Here is a 3,133-nt window from a genome sequence, read left to right on the forward strand (position 1 = left end):
CGCCGACCCCCGCCTCGCGCCCGCGCCGGTCCTGCCCGACGACGGCGGCGACGGCGGCGACGGCTCGCCCCCGGCTGGGCCGGTGCCCCCGCCCGAGGCCGTCCGGGTTCGCGTACCGGACGCCCTGGGGCCCGAGTTCGACCTGGTCACCGAGGTGGCCGAACCGCTGGTGGCGGCGGCCCTGGCCGAGGCGTACGGGATCCCCGCGAACGAGCACGAGCGGTTCGCGCGGGCCGTCACGGCCTGCGGCACCGCCCTGGACGCGACGGTGTGCCCCCAGCGGCTGGACACCACGCGGCGCCTGGACACGGCCGCCGACGCGCTCCGCTCCCTGCTGGCCGCGGTCCCCGGCGCCCCGGTACCGGCGACGGTGGTGGCCGCCGCCCGCACCGGCGCCGACCTGATCGTCCGGACCCTGCTCCGGGCCCGGTTCCCGCTGCCGCCCGCCGCGGTCGGCCCGACGGTCTCGGACGCGCTGCGGGAACGGCCGCCGGTGTGGATCGCCCCGCTGGTGGCCCGCGCCGAGGTGCCGCTCGCCGGAGAACGGATCGCCGCCGGCGAGCGGGTGGCGGTGCTGATCGGCCACGGGCACGGCCAGGACCACGGCCAGGACCACGGTCAGGACCACGGTCAGGACCTCGCCCCGTTCCGCCGGGCTCTGGCCGAGGACGCCCTCGCCGCCTTCGCGGCCCGGTACGCCGGTCTGCGCCCCGCCGGCCCCGCGGTGCGCCGCCCCCGGGCGCCGCTGACCCGGGGACCGGCCCGGGTGCCGGTCCGGGCCACCGCGGCCGCGACGGGCGGAGGCGGCCGATGAGGGTCCTGTTCGCCTCGCTGGAAGGCAGCCACTTCCAGCTGCTCGCCCCGCTGGCGTGGGCGCTGCGCACCGCCGGGCACGAGGTCCGCGCCGCCTGCGTCCCCGAGGTGGTGGAGACCGTCACCCGGACCGGGATCACGGCCGTCCCGCTCGACTGCCCGCCGTGGTACGAGGGCCTCGGGCCGTTCCACCAGGAGGCCATCGCCCACTTCGGCACCGCCGACCAGCAGCGGGAGCCGGACCGCCAGGACACCTGGGCGGATCAGCTCGGCTACGAGAGCGTCATCGTCCCCGCCCTGAACTCCCGCCTGAACTCCGACCGGCTGATCGACGAGCTGGTGGCCTTCGCCCGGCACTGGCGGCCGGACCTGGTCATCTGGGAGACGCTGTGCCTGGCCGGCCCGGTCGCCGCGCTCACGGTGGGGGCCGCCCACGCCCGTGTGGTGTCCGGCCCCGAGCTGGCCATGCAACTGGGCACCCGTCGGGAGTTCCTGCGACTGGCGGCCGAGCAGCCGCCCGAACACCGCGAGGACCCGACGGCGGAATGGCTGGACTGGACCCTGGAGCGCCTGGGCGCGCCGGCCCGCTTCGACGAGTCGGTGCTCACCGGCCAGTGGACCGTCGACACCCGCCCGGCCGGTCTGCGCGAGGACCTGGGCGTGCCCACCGTCCCCGCGCGCTACGTCCCGTACAACGGCCGCTCCGTGGTGCCCCGTTGGCTGCGCGAGGCGCCGGCGCGGCCCCGGGTCTGCCTCACCCTCGGGGTGAGCATCGACGGCGGCTACGGCCTGTGGGACCTCGACGCGGTGCTCGCCGGCATGCTGGACGCCCTGGCCGACCTGGACGTCGAGGTGGTCGCCGCGCTCTCCGAACGGCAGCGCGCCCACCTGCCGCGGCTCCCGGGCACCGTGCGGGTGGTCGACCACGTGCCGATGCACGACCTGCTGCCGACCTGCGCGGCCGTCGTGCACCACGCCGGCTACCAGACCAAAGCGACCGCAGAGTTCCACGGCGTGCCCCAGGTCCTCCTCACCGGCTGGGAGTGGGTCACCGAGGCCATGGGCGAGGAGTACGAGAAACAGGGCAACCTCCTTGCCCTGCCGCTGCGTTCGTTCACCCGCGACCGCTTCCGGGAGACGGTCGCGCGGGTGCTCGACGAGCCGTCGTTCGCCGAACACGCACGACGGCTGCGGCGGGAGATCCAGGAGATGCCGACACCGAACGAGGCCGTCACCGTCATCGAACGGCTCACGGCCCGTCACCGGAAGGGAGGAGGAGCAGCATGACGCTCACGGAGCTCGTGGCGGAGCTGGGGCGATACCTGGACGAGGACGCCCCCCGGCTGAGCCTGTCCCCGGCGGCCTTCACGTCGCCGGAGCTGTGGGCGGCCGAACGCGAACGGGTCTTCGGACGGTCCTGGCTGCTGGCCGGTCATGTCGGCGACCTGGCCGAGGCGGGCGCGTCGGTGACCCTCGCGCCCGCCGGCCGGCCCGTCACCGTGACCAGGGAGGAGGACGGGGTCCTGCGCACCAGGTCCGCCACGGGCGCGCGCCGCCCGCCCACGTCGGTGGAGGAGTGGCAGGGCTTTGTCTTCGTCAACGCCGACCCGGATGCCGAGCCCCTGGCACCCCACCTGGGCCGGATCGGCGAGGAACTCGCCGCCTACCGGCTGACGGAGATGACGCCGGTCACCGGCTTCACCGAAGTGTGGCGGTGCAACTGGAAGATCGCGGTGCAGAACGCCCACGAGAACTACCACGCGATGGGGCTCCACCCGACGACCGTCGCGCTGATCACCCCGCCCGGCGGAGCGATGGAGGTGCGCACCGAGTCCCGCTGGGTCACCCGGCTGCTCAGCCCGTTCCGGGAACCGCTGGCGGACACGGCGCTGCCGCTCAGCGCCGATCAACGGGCCACCATGTACAACTGCGCGGTGTTCCCCTCCGCGAGCCTCGCGGCGTTCGGGGACTCGGTGGTCTGGATCAGCATGATCCCGCTCGCCATCGACCGGATCGAGGTCCGGGGCGGGGTGCTGACGCATCCGGCCGCGCTCGGCGGCCAGGACCTGGACGCGCTCCGCGAGGAGAACGCGCGCAGCGCCGCGGTGGTGAACCGGGAGGACCGGCTGGGCATGGAGGCCGTCCAGCGGGTGGCCGGCTCCCGGTTCGCCGAGCGCGGCCACCTGTCCCCGAAGGAACCCGGGGTCCTGGCCTTCTACCGCTCCCTCGCCCGCGCGCTGCCGGCCGGCTGACGCCCTGGGGCGTCGACGACCTGGCCCGTCCGATGTCCGAGGTGGGCCGGGTGCTCACCTCGATCGCC

2 protein-coding genes and 1 pseudogene are annotated in these 3,133 nt (G+C 75.5%); all 3 read left to right on the plus strand.

Annotation, left to right across the window (positions count from 1 at the left end; all coding sequences use genetic code 11):
- Positions 1–814: pseudogene (locus AB0E96_RS40015) on the plus strand (hypothetical protein); the annotation flags it as partial.
- Positions 811–2,100, plus strand: coding sequence for an activator-dependent family glycosyltransferase (locus AB0E96_RS40020; RefSeq protein ID WP_359831621.1), 1,290 nt, complete (start codon positions 811–813; stop codon positions 2,098–2,100). The pseudogene AB0E96_RS40015 and the gene AB0E96_RS40020, both read left to right, overlap by 4 nt.
- Positions 2,097–3,065, plus strand: coding sequence for an SRPBCC family protein (locus tag AB0E96_RS40025; RefSeq protein ID WP_359831622.1), 969 nt, complete (start codon positions 2,097–2,099; stop codon positions 3,063–3,065). Before AB0E96_RS40020 ends, AB0E96_RS40025 begins: the two co-directional genes overlap by 4 nt.
- Positions 3,066–3,133: the final 68 nt, after the last annotated feature.

Origin of the sequence: Kitasatospora sp. NPDC036755 (assembly GCF_040636595.1) — a bacterium.
GTDB lineage: Bacteria > Actinomycetota > Actinomycetes > Streptomycetales > Streptomycetaceae > Kitasatospora.